The sequence below is a fragment of the Legionella nigrisilvae genome, from assembly GCF_977063395.2.
In genome coordinates, this window is the sequence record NZ_CDRUGZ020000027.1 from 1,058,349 (window position 1) to 1,073,730 (window position 15,382).

Below are 15,382 nucleotides of genomic sequence, written 5' to 3' on the forward strand. Positions count from 1 at the left end.
TAAAGGTTATAGCATTGAAGATTTGAAGGGGGGTTGATAGGTCATCAGAGAACTAGCGAAACCCGTGATGGGACAATAGATTTATTGCATAATACGGGTTCGCTATATGAGTCTCAGACTGCTCTATTATAGAATATAACGGGCTAAATCCTCGTCCGCTACCAGCTGTCCGAGATTTTTTTCAACATATGCTTTATCCACATGAACAGATTCACCTGCTTTATCTGTAGCTTCAAACGAAACGACTTCTAATAACCGTTCCATCACGGTATAAAGCCTACGCGCGCCAATATTTTCTGTACGCTCGTTTACTTGCCAAGCTACTTCGGCAATCCTTCTAATTCCTGACTCATCAAAAGTTAGTGTCAATCCTTCAGTAGCCATTAAAGCACTGTATTGCAGTGTTAGTGATGCAGTAGGTTCTGTGAGAATACGCACGAAATCTTCAACAGAAAGGGCAGATAATTCAACTCGGATAGGCAATCTTCCTTGTAATTCAGCAATCAAATCAGACGGCTTAGCAACATGGAATGCCCCAGATGCAATAAATAAAATATGATCCGAACGAATCATACCGTATTTTGTGGTCACTGAAGTTCCTTCAACTAAGGGTAATAAATCTCTTTGTACGCCTTCACGAGAAACATCCCCGCCCCCTGCATTCTCAGTTCGTCGTGCTACTTTATCCAACTCATCGATAAAGACAATCCCATTTTGTTCCACATTTTCTATGGCATGAGTCTTAATATCATCCTCATTAATGAGCTTAGCCGCCTCTTCTTCACGTAAAATCTGCATCGCCTTACCTATAGTCATTTTACGTGTTTTTGTACGGTGAGTGCCCACTTGTTGAAACATGGATTGTAATTGGCTTGTCATTTCTTCCATGCCTGGAGGAGCCATAATTTCAATGCCAATAGGTGTTGCTGAAATTTCTATTTCAATTTCATTCTCATTAAGAATCCCTTCACGCAATTGCTTACGAAAGACTTGTCTGGCTGTACTGTCTTTTTCACTAGGTGTTAAACTGCCGCGGGCGGGCGGAAGCAATACATCCAGAATACGCTCTTCAGCCGCATCTTCAGCCAAGTGCTCTACTTTTTTCATCGCAAATTCACGCTCTTGTTTTACCGCGATATCTGCCAAATCACGCAAAATAGAATCTACATCGCGTCCAACATACCCTACCTCGGTAAATTTTGTTGCTTCAACTTTGATGAAAGGAGCACGTGCTAATTTAGCTAAACGTCGAGCAATTTCCGTTTTACCCACACCAGTGGGCCCAATCATAAGAATATTTTTAGGCATGATTTCATTGCGCAAAGCGGGATCTTTAATATTCATACGTCGCCAACGATTACGTAATGCAATTGCTACTGCCCTTTTCGCATCATCCTGGCCAATAATATATTTATCCAATTCCTGGACAATTTCACGAGGAGTCATCACTTCTCGAATAACCTCACGAGGAGTCATCTTGCTGTTATTTGTCGCCATTATTTAATTCTTCTATAGTTAAATTGTTATTGGTATAAATACAGATATCGCCAGCAATGTTTAATGCTTTACGCACTATCTCTACAGCTGATAATTTTGTATTTTCCATCAATGCGCGTGCAGCTGCTTGCGCAAAAGGACCGCCTGAACCAATTGCAATTAAGCTTTGCTCTGGTTCGATTACGTCGCCATTACCTGTGATAATGAGGGAAGATTTGACGTCCGCAACAGCAAGAACTGCTTCGAGTCGGCGCAATATTCTGTCTGTTCGCCAATCTTTAGCGAGCTCAACTGCGGCACGGACCAAATGACCTTGATGCATTTCCAACTTGCTCTCAAAACGTTCAAAAAGAGTAAACGCATCTGCAGTACCGCCAGCAAAACCAGCAATTACTTGATCTTTATAGAGGCGTCGCACTTTACGCGCATTCCCCTTCATCACGGTATTACCTAGAGTTACCTGGCCATCTCCACCGATAACCACTTGATTTCCGCGTCGTACTGAAAGTATGGTTGTCCCACGAAATTGTTCCAAAATAAAATCCTCAAATCAAACCGGAACCCTATACATGGGGATGATAAACAAAAAAACAAGGGGTCACAAAATGAATAAATTATTACTATTCATGCCGTGACATCAGAATGTAACCTGGGGTGTAACCCAGGGAAATTCCGAATTTATGGTTTTGGATTTCTACTATGACGTTCACCCGTCACAATAATTTAAGTGGGCGCAGGCCGTAAACAACTTTTTTGGCCTACGATTCAGATTAAAAAAGATACTCCATGTGATAAATTCTCTAATCCAAGATGTTGTGCGATACTTTGGCCTACATCAGCAAAGGTATCGCGACGTCCAATGAAACGGCTTTTAATGTTAGGGCCATATGCTAATACAGGAATATGCTCTCTTGTGTGATCAGAACCAGGAAAAGTAGGATCACACCCATGATCGGCTGCAATAACAACTAGATCATCGGGCTTTAATAAAGCATCGAGCTCTGGAAGACGTGCATCAAACGCTTCAAGTGCATGAGCATAACCCGTTACATCACGACGATGGCCAAATGAGGAATCAAAATCTACAAAATTAGTAAAAACTAAACTACCCTCCGGAGCAGTCTTCATTGCAGCCAAAGTAGCATCGAACAAGGCCATGTTGTCATCAGCCTTAATCACTTGGGTTATTCCCTGATGAGCATAAATATCTGCAATTTTTCCTAGGGCAATTACTTCGCGACCGGATTCTTTCATGTAATCAAGTAGGGTTTTTTCGGGAGGTAACGTTGCATAATCTTTACGATGTGGAGTTCGTTTGAATGCCCCTGGTTGGCCAATAAAAGGTCGGGCAATTACCCGTCCAATCTGATATTCATCGACCAAAGTACGTGCAATTTCACAGATATCATACAACCGCTGTAATCCAAAATGTTCTTCATGGGCGGCAATTTGAAATACACTGTCTGCGGAAGTATAAACTATAGGCTTTCCTGTTCTGATGTGTTCTTCACCCAACTCATCAAGAATTGTAGTTCCTGACGCATGTTTCTCACCAAGAACCCCTGGTAACCCAGTTCGTTGAATAAAGGTATCAATTAATTTTTTAGGAAAGCAAAATGGTTGTTCGGGAAAATAACCCCATTCGAACGTCACTGGGACCCCTGCTAACTCCCAATGTCCGCTTGGAGTATCCTTCCCTAAGCTCTGTTCTACTGCATAACCATAATGGCCTACAGGTTCAGAAAAATTAGACAATTCAACAAAACGCAATCCACAACTTGCTAGAGTTGCATGGTAAAGTCCTAGTTTGGCCAAATTAGGCAAAGTTAAAGGGCCTTGGCGAAGTCCCTCTCGATTGCACTCATCACGTTCACATGCTTCATGAATATGAACAAATGTATTAGCACCCGCATCCCCATAACGATGGGCATCTAAACTTGCCCCAATGCCAAAAGAATCCATCAGTAATATACAAACTCTCCCTGTCATCTTAGACCTCAGTATGTTGGCAGCGTGTTTCTTTTAACCCCATCAACATGAGGAAAGCAATTAATAGTCCTACAGGTAAAATAATTGCAGCATATTGATATGCATCAAGTAGATAAACAGGGGTTCCGTTCACCATCTGCATATCCCCATGATTCGTTAATAAATAACTGAACATATTTTGATACACAATATAACCGCCTTGTGTCAATATTGAAATGACACTTACAGCAGTTGCGGTCATTGCAGGAGAACTACTCTCCGCCACTAATGCGTAACTAATCACTTGCGCTGAAGTAAAGAAACCCAGCAAGAAAAACAAAAATGCCATCATGCTATAAGAGACAGGGAGGTAGAGTACTGCGAGCAAAGTTAATAAGGAGGCAATTACCCCAATTCTCATTGGCATAATTCGTAAACCCATTTTATCAGATATCCAACCGACTAAAGGAGAACCTACAATCGACCCCAAAAATAACATTCCATTTACTACCGAGGCTTGCGAAGAACTAATGTCCAGCCGTTGCACTAAATATAAAGTCCCCATCATGGCACCGAATACGGCAATAGCCATATTCATTAGACTGGCATAAAATGCAGCCCGCAAATATTGACTATTCAAATAAGCCTTTTTAGCGGCTGAGAAAACATTAATTGGTTTAACAACTTGCCTTATTGCTTTTTGCGGTCTTTCTTTTATCCAAAAAAACATAACAATCAGCATAGCAAAACCAAGAATTCCTACATCTTGTACTGCCTGACGCCATCCAACCAAAATAACGAGCTTGGTTAACGGATATTGGGCCAACATGCCTCCAGCCATTGCCATCGTGACTATTGCTCCAGTCACCAAAGCCATACGCTTGGGTGGAAACCAATGAGATGCTAAACGTACAGGCCCTAAGAAACAGAACGCACTACCTATGCCTGTGATAAATCGACAAAATAAGGCCATATAAAAAGAATGAGAATAAGCCAATAGAAACGTACTCACCACACATAAAAACATTGCGATTAATAAAGTATTTTTAATGGAGAAGCGATCGAGAACCATCCCCGCGACAAAAAGAAACAATACATTAGAAAGATAGTAAATACTTGAGAGCCATGCCATTTTATCCGCTTGTATCTGATAATCCTGCATGATATTTGCAGCGATGGATGCAAACATATTCCCCTGAATAAACTCATAAAAAAAGAATAAGGTCGCAGCAAAACACACCATCCAGGGTAATAATGACGATTTTATCTCATTATATCCTTGAAACTCATCCACAACTTGCATCTTTACTCCTCAGCTTTATCGCTTGCAATATGTTTCACGGGTTATTAATACGGCAATTAAAGCCGCAACCGTAGTTATTGGGAACATCCACATGGCGTATTGAAAATCAGCCACCGAATAAGTTATTACTGCCGACCCAGCATGATGGGTGATTAACCAACCATAGAGTACTTGGCCTACACCACCTCCCCCCATGATAATTACTGAGGCAATACCTGTAGCAGCCCCGGTGTTTTCAGCAGAATTACTTTCAGCCACTAAAGGATAAGAAATCACTTGTGTACTGGTAAAAAAGCCTAAGGCAAAAAAGATAATACTTAGAGCAAATTGCGATAAAACGATATCTAAGAATAAGGGAATTACAGTAATAAGGGTTGCAATAGCTCCACAGACCATTAAAGGTTTCCGACGCCCTTGAGAATCAGACAACCATCCTGCTAATGGGCAACCAATAACACTTCCCATAAAAATCAAACTGACAACATTGCTGGCAACCATTTCGGGTAAATGATGAACTACTTGCAAGTAACTCGCGCCCCATAAAGCGCATAAAACCATAATGGGTAAATTAAGAAAAGAGGTGTAAAAACCTGCTAACCAATTTTGTGAATTAGATAATGCGTTTATAAATCCCGAAATGACTTGTCCCTGATTGGTACGAATTTTCAGGGGTGACTCGGCGGGTTTATCACTTACCATATAGTAAATCCACAGCAGCAATCCTGCACCAACTGCCCCATCAATTAACAAAGCTTTGCGCCATCCAAATAATTCATAAAGATACGCAAAAGGAGTATGAGCCATCATACCGCCAACAAAAGCCATAGTGACCAAAGACCCGATAACAAGAGCTTGTCTTCTAGGTGGAAACCAATGCGATACCAAGACTACGCAGGATAAAAAACAAAATGCATTACCTATTCCGGAAAGAAAATGACAAAATGAAGCCAAGATAAATGAGTGTGTTAATGCAAAACCTACAGTACCAAGAACACAAATAAACATCGCGCTTAAAATAACTGTACGTGTAGAAAAACGATCCAGAATAATTCCTGCTGGGAGAAGAAATAGAATATCTGCCCACAAATAAGCACTGGACATCCAACTTAATTGAGTTGCATCAATATGAAAATCATCCCGTAAAGGTTGATTGATTACATCAAAAATATTGAGTTGAAAAAATTCATATAAAAAAAAGAGTCCTGCGGAAAGACACACAACCCAGGCCATTAAATCACCACGTGGCACAAAAGCTCTCGAATCCACTGCAACAGATTGCGACACAGTTACTCCTTATGGCTTAAAAATTGCGCCCGATTATACCAAAACTCTAAATAAATTGGTATCTTTATTGAACAAATTTGGAGTGACTACGTGGCTTAAGATATCCCCTTGTTCAAGGTAATAATATTTCCAGTATTCAGCTTCCGCTGTTTTTATGTTTCGACAAGGTATCTGTGCTGAAGGGGGTATACGCATCAATAAAAAACGTTTATCACCCGCATACACACGCTGAATTAGAATCATTTTGGAAAACAACTCAGGTGAAACATCGGGCGTATAATAGGGTTTAATTACTAAATAATTTTCTCGTCCATTGTCCAGCAATCGGCAAAGTTCTTTATTATTCAGAGCAGATCTCACTCGACCTCCTGAGTAAAATTGAGCGGAAAATTCAGTTTTGAAACTCCAATAAATTAGATAGCTTCCAGCTTCAGGATGTTGCTTTAACCAGGAAGCAACTACCAATTTTTCCGTTTTGGATATTGCTTCTGGCATTGCATTAAATAAAAAAGTCGCCCCCAGAAAGAGTACTCCGACCAGTACAGAGAGGCCTGTAATAAGCTGTCTGGCTCTGGTGATGGCACCAACGCGATCCCAATATGTAACAAAAAACACTGAAAAAGCAGGAAGGCTTGGAAAAATATAGGTGTAAATAATGTTTCGAGAAAAAGTAAAAAAGAGTATTGGAACGACGGTGCATAGAAAAAAATAACTCAACCAACCATCGTTATCGACAAATACTTTGCGTGCATTATGTTTGTATTTAATAAACCATGCAGCGCCAAGCACACACCAAGGTAAACTACCAATGACAGCATATACCCAAATCATTCCCCAAGCTTGCTGGTGGGCAAAACCATACTTATCACCGACCCATCCTGGTTTTAAAAATCGATTGAAATTCTCGCCAATAATAAAATAATTTAAAAATCCCGGCGTTCTTATTTCTGCCCAAATGTACCAAGGAAGAGCGATAGCAAGCATGAGTAATATGCCCTTTATCCAAGGCAAGCGCTTCCATAAATTACGCCACTGCTTTCGTAATAAAACCCAAAAAAATATTGGCATGCCTGATAAAACAATCGCAACAGGGCCTTTTGCTAACAAACCTAACCCCAGTCCTACAAAAAAAATATAAGACCAAAGTTTGCTGTCATCCACCACCGCTCGCCAAAACGCGATCTCGACCAAAGTAATGCAAAGAACTAAAGATGGATCAGTCATTACAGTTCCTGCATCAAGGAAAAAATACAATGTTCCCGCAAGTATTATTGTTGTGACCATAGCAATTACATGACCACTATGCCTTTTAACCACATACCAAATAAGCCATATCGTAATCAAAGATAACAATAAACCGGGTAAGCGAACCGCAAACTCATTAACCCCAAAAAGTTTCATCGAAAAAGCTGATAACCAAGTAGACAACGGCGGCTTCGCCCAAAAAGGAACGCCATAATCGTGGAGAGGCGTGACCCAATTCCCGGTTTCCAACATCTTGCGTGCAATTTCTGCATAACGTGCTTCGGAGACATCATTCAAAGGAATAAAACATATAGAAATTATTCGACAGACCAGAAGAAAGACTAATGCAAATTGGGCATTATAAAAAAATTGGTGTTGCAACTGTTTTTCGTTTTCAATATTCAAAACAGATCCTCATTAAAAATCTTCTCTCTTGCATGTAGGCAAAATCTATAAATCTGAAGTTTCGCTGGCTTTATCAAGTTGCATTGATAAAGCATTCAATAAAAAATGACAGAAATATTACCCTTTATTTTAATTAATACAATTTTTTTATGTTCATTAATAAAAAACATCCTCATTTTAATTGTAATTAGCGATATAAGGTAATGAATTTTATATGTTTTTAGTAAAAGACTGAAATTGTATAATGAAAATACATGACGAGCGGTTTACTTTAGTTTACACTGAGGCCTTGTAAGAAGATCTTACATATATCCATTGGACATTTGGAGACTAACATGACGTTTGTATTAAAGGAACTAAGTGAATTAAGAAAACATTTTGATGATACCGTTGATATTTTCTTAAAACGTGAAAATAAAGGAAAAATTGAAGACCTTAATAGCAACCCTCAAAGAAAATATGAACTACAATACCTTTCTGCAATACTTTCTCAAATCGAAGAACAAGCAGAACCCTTTCTAGATACCATAAAAGAATACGAAAAGAAGAAATCAGTAGAAAAAGAAAAGTTCTCTCCATCTACAGAAGACATTCAAAAAAAAGACAAAGCTCTTGAGAATGTAACAAATCTAACAAATGCTTTTTATGGCGCAATGTTAACGACAATCCAAGACATCGAAAACAACCGTAGAAGTATTGACTCACCCGGTTTACTGAGTGCTTGCCTTAAGGATGCAGTTGGAATTAGTGAGGAAGCCAAAGCAGAAGACAAGCCTGACATATATCAAGTTTCTAAATTCTATACCGCGATAAACGGGTTCCTAAATCAGGTTTTTCAAGGGCATGATTCGCGTAATGGATTTACAAAAAACCATATGTTAACAGCTATCCCAACCGAAAGCTTAGACAAATTCATTCAAACATCCTATGAACTTGAAAAAGACGCCCAAAAAGCAATCGTTGCTTCTTTTACTAATGATGCGGAAACAAATGCTGAAATCAGTAGATACAAAGCAATTAAAAAATCGCCTGCCTCTGCAACCGATCGATTTGTTGGTTGGGATAAACTCAATAAAGCTCTTGATGAATTAATCAAAGATGAACTTGCGGACAAAAATGTTTCTAAGATTGAAAAGTTAAAATCATCAGAGCGAATTGCTCAACTTCGCTTTCTGAACGCAATAAGAGAAACATTAAAACATTCAGAAATTAATGAATCTGAAAAAGTAGCTATTTTAGCTGGATCCATGCATCTAGTTCATAAACAAATCCTAAAAGAATATTCCTCTTCATACCTTACGAGCCCAGAACAATCCATTATCTTCAATGGATTAAGTAAAATTCTTGGTGTAGATGAAGTAAAACCCCGAGATGTTGAGACCTTGGTTACCTCTGCAACTCAATTTATGCAATTTATGACAGTAGCTCCGAAAAATAATGGTAAGAAGGCAATTCGTAGCAGCCATATGTTTTCAGCAATTGCAGACTTTAATCTAAAAGGAGCGTTTAATTTACTCATCGATATGATCTTTGAGTGCCGCATGGCCTCCTTGAAAATTGCCGTCGAGGAATTTAAAAAAGAAACCAAAAAAGAAATCAAAAAAGAACCTAAAGAATCTAAAGGATATTTAGGCAGTTTCTCTTCTGCATTCAATAAAACATTCTTTGGAAGTAAAGCCACAGAGGAAGAGGACAGTGATGAGGAACTAGAACATACACCAGCTACGGTAGGTCAGAGCAAAAACGGTTAGTGTTTAATCTTCACGCTTTTTAACCTACTCTTTAGGATAAGATGACTAATTTGGTCATCTTATCTATATTTTTGTAAACAACCCGTCTCTAATAAGCCATTTAGGCTAATTTTTTGTTACAATGTCGGTTTCCCTATTTGTTTGTACCTTGCATCTAATGAAAATTAAATTATTTATTAAAGAAATATCATTTATTCTGTTGTTTTTAATAGCGAGTCAGAGTACCAGTTTTGCATTTGGTCATCGCATTGCTAAGGACTCCGCTAATAATGTGAGTATCTTAGATTCCGAGGATCAATCACAAGAAAATTACGATAAAAATAAAGAGTCCCCTAAAAAATCTTTTTCCCCCAAAAAAATAGTCTCCATCACCATCGATGATTTACCTTTTGTTGGCGAATATCGAAATTTTCATTTAAACATGATGATTGAAACCATGACTAAAGAACAAATTCCTGCGACTGGATTTATTATTGCCAGTGAAGTACGTAAAAATAATTGGGAAATACTGCATAAATTCCGCGATGCTGGGTTTGGTTTAGGTAATCACACCCTGACGCATGCTAATTTAAATAAAATGGATACCCAAGAATACATTGAGGAAATTCGAGGTGCGGACAAGATATTACATCCTGTTTTAACGAAACCTAAATATTTTCGTTATCCTTACTTGGCGATGAGCTCTGGACAAAAAAAAGAAGAAATACTCTGTTATCTTGCCCGAAAGAATTACCAAGTTGCCCCAATTACTATTGATTCCAAAGATTTTGTTTTTAATCAACGCTTGTTATCAGTTCCTGAAGTGAATCGACGCACCTATTTAGATGAGTTGAAGCCTTTTTATCTTGATTTTATTTGGCAACAAACACTTCGTGCTGAGGAACACAATGAATTTCATCAAAATACCGAGCAAGCACAAATTTTATTAATTCATGCAAATTTACTTAATGCTTATGTTTTGCCTGATATTATAAATTTGTATAAACGAAATGGTTATGATTTTGTGAATTTAGAAGATGCATTAAAAACATTTAAAAATCAAATTCAATGCAATAAACCTCATGTTTTTGCGCAGAACAAAAATAGGCATCGGCAATACAAGGTAGCAAGTGCGGAAATCGAGAAATTTATCGAATGGGATTAAAGCAGTCACTATTAGGCTCACTTGTAAAAGGATAGTAATAAGGATGTACAAAGTAAATCCAATGCGAAGAAAAGGATTCACCTTGATTGAATTAATGATGACCCTATTTGTTATAGCCACCCTTTCTGCAATCGCCTACCCTTGCTACCTTCATTTCTTGCTTAAAAGGCATCGTTCCGATGCCATCTCCACACTTATACAAGCTCAATTCACTCTGGAACGATGTTATGCCGAACATTTTTCTTATAATGTTCTTTGCAGCCCATTACTTTCATTTCCGCAAACATCGACTCAAGGCTTTTACCGTATTCGCATAGCTAAGTTAGGAACCACTACTTATACTTTGACAGCAACACCCATAGGTTATCAAACTAAGGATGCGACTTGTGCGAGTTTGAGTATCGATCAATCTAATATAAAAACAGCTGTAGACTCAACAGGAGCCGTACAACCTAGTTGTTGGAATCCAAGCTGATTTAAACTGAACTATCCATAATCTAAATTAAAAGTGTTCTTCATATCTGTACGGCCATAGTAAAAATTTACTTTACAAACAAAACCCTCTTCTCTACTATTCCGTTTAACGGACGGTCCAACTTAAAATGAAATGGAAATTTTTTGCTTTTTCACAGGCATACTTTACCTGTATACGTTCAATCGTACTTTGCCTCTAATTAGCCTACTCTTTTTGTTCCTCAGTCCAAAGTACTCCTTGATTCTCTTTTTTATTCTAGGGGTGTTAGTCGCATACTTGCATCAATTGCTTACTGTACCTAGAGGGATGCCCAATAGTCCAGTAATACCTAAAGTAATAATTCAAGGAACAATTGCATCTATTCCTAACCAAGATTTCTCTAAGACACAATTTCTATTTGCACTTGAGCAATATGATCAGCATCCAGCCCAAGGATTAATTCAATTGGCCTGGTATAACAATGCTCCTGAAATACACGTAGGGCAACGATGGCAGTTTAACGCCAAGTTAAAAAAACCCCGAAATTATCTTAATCCAGGAAGCGCCGATTATGTCGGCACACTAAATACAAGACATATTCATTGGACGGGCTATATTCTCTCTAAGAACAATCACTTACTCTCAAAATCTCCTTCTCATTTTAATTGGCTTCAAGTACGTGAACATCTTGGCAATAAACTCAACCAATTGGCACCGAATCAATTTACTGCAGGAATTTTTGAAGCATTAACTTTAAATTTGACCAACCATATTAGCCCACAAAGTTGGGATCTATTTAGACGTACAGGAACCACCCATTTATTTGGAATTTCAGGAGAACATATTGCATTAATATCTGGAATGATTTATTGGCTGATTCGATGGCTATGGTCTCAAAGCGCCTTCTGCTGTTTGTATATTCCAGCCCCCTATATTGCTAGTGTTAGCGGGCTCCTGGGGGCTTTATTATATGCTTTCTTAGCAGGATTTGCCCCCCCAGTACAAAGAGCACTCATCGGCTGTTTTTTTTATACCTTCTATCGTTTAGGAAAACAGCGTTTTTCAGCCTGGCAAATATGGAGATATGCTCTTTTTGGGGTTTTATGTCTCGAACCACACGCGGTATTCATGCAAGGTTTTTATTTTTCTTTTTTGGCTGTCGCGTGTTTGCTTTTAACTCAACAACGTTGGAGGTTAAAAGGATATAAAGGAAGTTTAGCCTTACAATTAAGCTGCTTAATTGGACTCATGCCGTTAACCCTATACTGGTATTCGTATGGTTCCATTAATGGTTTTATTGCGAATTTATTTGCTATTCCTCTAGTTGGTTTTTTAATCGTACCCATAGCACTAATAACGATGGCTCTCAGTTCATGCAATATTGCCGTCCTCTTAATGAAGCCCTTATCATTTCTGATTGCACTGTTATTCAACGGATTAAGCCTCATCGAACATCTAGAATTTGTTAATATTAATTATTCGGTCCATAGCATTGAATGGGTCATTCTCTTGATGGGCGCTTTACTGATGTGGATTTTATTACCCACTAAACGCCTCCAATGGCTTGCGTTACTCTGGGCGCTCCTTCCATTTTTTCCATTCCGAACTGTATTATCTCCAGGAGAAGCAGTAATTGATATTTTGGATGTAGGTCAAGGTTTGGCCGTTGCGATAAGAAGCCAACATCATGTGTTGATCTATGATACTGGAGATCTGTTTTTTCAAGGCAATGATCTAGGGAATATGGTGATCTTACCTTACCTTAAAACCTTAGGGATAAAAAAAATTGATGCCGTGGTCATTAGTCATCCAGATAAAGATCACCGTGGAGGACTCAAATCTCTTGAAAAAGGAATGCACATAGAGCAACTATTAGTCAATGAACCTCGTTATTACGGTCATGGTGAATCATGCCATGATTATCCACAGTGGACGTGGGATGGTATTCATTTTATTTTTTTTCCAATCAACCATCATTTTAAGAATAAAAACAATAATTCATGTATCCTGCAAGTAAGCACTAAAGCGGGAAAGATATTGTTAACCGGTGATATTGAAAAAGAAGCCGAAGATTATTTAATAAAAACATACCAAGAACAACTGGCTTCTGATGTGTTAATTGTTCCTCATCACGGTAGTAAAACCTCGTCTTCTTATCGATTCTTGCTCGAAGTTACCCCCCGCTATGCTATAGCCTCATTAGGTTTTGATAATCGTTTTCACTTTCCTCATGCTAAAACTTTGGCCACTATGGACTCATTAAAAATTCCTTTTTATAGAACAGATCAGTGCGGTATGACCCGAGTAAATTTACCATCTCAGGGAAAAATAGAAAAACCTGTGTGTTTTAGCGGCAATAGTTTGTAGGTCTATCAAGGAACAGGTGTTTCACTAAACTAAACACAAGCTATAATAGTGGTGGCGTTATGTATAACCGCAATGAGGAATTCCTCAAGACTTAGCATGAGTAACAAATAATGAGATTTTCATCCTAAATTTCTGAAAATTGAATGGTCGTGGATAATTGATAAATTCTGTCTTAAATTCGATGCCTGAATTTCGGTCGCACATTTTTTAAAAAAAGCTATAGTAACTATTGAAACAACTGATTTGAGCATTACATGTTAACTGATACAGAAAAAAAAGAATATTACCAGGCCTTACTTACTAAAAACTCCAAATATGAAGGTCAATTTTATGTTGGAGTAAAATCAACTGGAATATTTTGTCGGCCTACTTGTCCTGCAAAAAAACCAAAATTTGAAAACTGTGAATTTTTTCGCACAATTCAAGAAGCACTTCTAGCTTCATATAGACCGTGTATGCGTTGCCAGCCACTGTCCTATCCTAATCAGGCTTCACATTTAATTCAAAAATTGGTTGCTGCTGTAGAAGCCAATCCTGAAAAGAGATGGAAAGACAGCGATTTTGCCGCGTTAGGAGTTGATACATCAACTGCACGCAGGCAATTTAAAAAACGCTTCGGCATGACTTTTGTTGCTTACGCACGTGCAAGAAGAATGGGTATAGCCATGAAACAAATTCGTGCGGGTACAGTGGTGATTGAAACACAACTAAATGTTGGATATGAATCCAGTAGTGGTTTTCGCGATGCTTTTTCTAAAATCATGGGAGCGGCACCTTCGCAGTTAGCAAAACATCTCAGTGTTTTAAAGGCCTCCTGGTTCGATTCACCTCTTGGACCAATGATTGGAGTAGCTGATGATGAAGCTTTATATCTTTTGGAGTTCGTAGATAGAAGAGGCTTAGAGCGTGAGGTAGAACGACTAAGAAATAAAATGAAGGCAGCTATTATTCCCGGAGATACAGCGCCACTTCGATCGATTGAAAAAGAACTCAAAGCTTATTTTTCAGGAACGCTAAAAAAATTTAACACTCCAATCCAAATGCAAGGTACACCTTTTCAAAAAATGGCTTGGCATGCTTTAACACTAATTCCTTATGGGGAAACGAGAAGTTATGCGGAACAAGCCCAAACCTTAGGTAAACCCACTGCCTACAGAGCAGTTGCTAATGCTAATGGTGCAAATTCGCTTTCAATTATTATTCCTTGTCATCGTATCATTAATACCAGTGGAAACCTGGGTGGGTATGGTGGAGGGACTTTACGCAAACAATGGCTCCTTGAGCACGAACAGAAAAATAAATGATTGCTCAAAAGAATATTATCCTGGGTGAAGGATAACGAAACCTGGGTTTAATATTTTTCAAATTAACCGATTTGTTAAACTTCACCCACAATTAGAACTTTCTTCTATATGCATGCTTTGAACAGAAGTACTTCCCATATATACTCAATTTATTCCTAAATTTAGGCATATTTCCACTTAATCATTTTCTGATGATGAAAATAACTAGAGTAAAAATGTCATTGATCTCTTTAGACATTTGTAACTATTATTTACATTTCCTTAACCATTCATCGTCTATTAATATAGATTCGCGAATCAGAGTTAAGTGTCCCTCTCTTTATTTCAAAAATCCGATATAAGTTCAAGGGTAATAATAACGCATGCAGAACAAAAATCGGATAAAGAGTACTACCAAGTGCATACATAATAAAGGCTACATTGGAGCAAATTGCGATGAGACGTAATGTCAAAATCCTTTTGACATAGAACGTCGCCAACACCAAGCAACAGGCAATATAGCCAACAATTTCGATCGTTGATTCCATTTCAACTCCCACTTCCAATCCATTCATATTCAACATACACCTAGTATGCCAGACTCGCAAGTGGTCTTAATATTGTAATTTAGCTAAAACAAAACGAAACCTGTTTAAAAAGTTAGCAAGAGAACAATTGATT

The 15,382-nt window shown here is 38.3% G+C and carries 12 protein-coding genes; 5 read left to right on the forward strand and 7 right to left on the reverse strand.

Annotated features, from left to right (window positions below; all coding sequences use genetic code 11):
- Positions 1–126 precede the first annotated feature (126 nt).
- The 6 genes from hslU to ACWTE2_RS22015 all read right to left on the reverse strand — a co-directional run bounded on the left by hslU (position 127) and on the right by ACWTE2_RS22015 (position 7,702).
- Positions 127–1,497 carry an ATP-dependent protease ATPase subunit HslU gene (hslU, locus tag ACWTE2_RS21990; protein WP_454784365.1) on the reverse strand — a complete coding sequence of 457 codons (1,371 nt, stop codon included), beginning with the start codon at positions 1,495–1,497 and terminating at the stop codon, positions 127–129.
- Positions 1,484–2,032 (reverse strand): ATP-dependent protease subunit HslV, encoded by a 549-nt coding sequence (gene hslV / locus ACWTE2_RS21995; RefSeq protein ID WP_182391354.1) that lies wholly within the window; start codon positions 2,030–2,032, stop codon positions 1,484–1,486. The genes hslU and hslV overlap by 14 nt, the downstream gene beginning before the upstream one ends.
- 230 nt (positions 2,033–2,262) lie before the next feature.
- Positions 2,263–3,486: a phosphopentomutase gene (locus tag ACWTE2_RS22000; RefSeq protein WP_454784366.1), complete on the reverse strand. Its 1,224-nt coding sequence runs from the start codon at positions 3,484–3,486 to the stop codon at positions 2,263–2,265.
- Position 3,487: 1 nt separating this feature from the next.
- Entirely contained in the window at positions 3,488–4,768 is a 1,281-nt protein-coding gene (locus ACWTE2_RS22005; RefSeq protein ID WP_454784367.1) for an MFS transporter, read from the reverse strand.
- A 15-nt stretch (positions 4,769–4,783) separates the two neighbouring features.
- On the reverse strand, positions 4,784–6,052 hold the full coding sequence (locus ACWTE2_RS22010; protein WP_454784368.1) for an MFS transporter: 1,269 nt from the start codon (positions 6,050–6,052) through the stop codon (positions 4,784–4,786).
- 33 nt (positions 6,053–6,085) lie between these two features.
- Positions 6,086–7,702: an ArnT family glycosyltransferase gene (locus tag ACWTE2_RS22015; protein ID WP_454784369.1), complete on the reverse strand. Its 1,617-nt coding sequence runs from the start codon at positions 7,700–7,702 to the stop codon at positions 6,086–6,088.
- 335 nt (positions 7,703–8,037) lie between these two features.
- On the opposite strand from ACWTE2_RS22015, the gene ACWTE2_RS22020 reads away from it, so the two are divergent.
- From ACWTE2_RS22020 to ACWTE2_RS22040, 5 genes are all read left to right on the forward strand, one after another.
- A complete protein-coding gene (locus ACWTE2_RS22020) occupies positions 8,038–9,453 on the forward strand; it encodes a hypothetical protein (protein WP_454784370.1) in 1,416 nt (471 codons plus the stop codon).
- A 157-nt stretch (positions 9,454–9,610) separates the two neighbouring features.
- Entirely contained in the window at positions 9,611–10,597 is a 987-nt protein-coding gene (locus tag ACWTE2_RS22025; RefSeq protein ID WP_454784371.1) for a polysaccharide deacetylase family protein, read from the forward strand.
- Positions 10,598–10,640: 43 nt separating this feature from the next.
- Positions 10,641–11,072, forward strand: a complete 432-nt coding sequence (locus ACWTE2_RS22030) for a type IV pilin protein (protein ID WP_454784372.1) — start codon at positions 10,641–10,643, stop codon at positions 11,070–11,072.
- Positions 11,073–11,204: 132 nt separating this feature from the next.
- The gene (locus ACWTE2_RS22035; RefSeq protein WP_454784373.1) at positions 11,205–13,418 is read left to right on the forward strand and encodes a DNA internalization-related competence protein ComEC/Rec2; all 2,214 of its coding nucleotides are present in this window, start codon (positions 11,205–11,207) and stop codon (positions 13,416–13,418) included.
- 254 nt (positions 13,419–13,672) lie between these two features.
- Positions 13,673–14,722, forward strand: coding sequence for a bifunctional transcriptional activator/DNA repair enzyme AdaA (locus tag ACWTE2_RS22040; protein ID WP_454784374.1), 1,050 nt, complete (start codon positions 13,673–13,675; stop codon positions 14,720–14,722).
- 269 nt (positions 14,723–14,991) lie between these two features.
- Here the strand turns inward: ACWTE2_RS22040 and ACWTE2_RS22045 are convergent, their stop codons facing one another.
- Positions 14,992–15,249 carry a hypothetical protein gene (locus ACWTE2_RS22045; protein WP_182391362.1) on the reverse strand — a complete coding sequence of 86 codons (258 nt, stop codon included), beginning with the start codon at positions 15,247–15,249 and terminating at the stop codon, positions 14,992–14,994.
- Between the last annotated feature and the right edge of the window lie 133 nt (positions 15,250–15,382).